This window comes from Pseudoalteromonas aliena (assembly GCF_038155085.1).
Classification (GTDB): domain Bacteria; phylum Pseudomonadota; class Gammaproteobacteria; order Enterobacterales; family Alteromonadaceae; genus Pseudoalteromonas; species Pseudoalteromonas aliena_A.
On record NZ_JBAKAU010000329.1, the window covers coordinates 1 to 206 of the forward strand.

At 36.4% G+C, this 206-nt stretch carries 1 protein-coding gene; it reads left to right on the forward strand.

Translation table 11 applies throughout. The features are described 5' to 3' along the window. A partial coding sequence (locus tag V6260_RS19610; RefSeq protein ID WP_341595649.1) for a hypothetical protein occupies positions 1–206 on the forward strand: 206 nt, incomplete at both ends.

The window sequence follows — 206 nt, forward strand, 5'->3', positions numbered from 1 at the left end:
TGTATGAGCAACCTCTCCACCTTGAAACTAATAAAGCCATACTTGAAGGCCTAAACCACTATGACGATTACTATTATCGTTATTTTAGTGTTCATGGTACTGAAATTGTGGTTAAGGGAGAGTTTGCTTTATCTACAAAAGCTATTAAACAGTGGAAACAGGTCTTTGCTTTAGGGCCTACGTTTAATACTACTCTTGCTTTAATG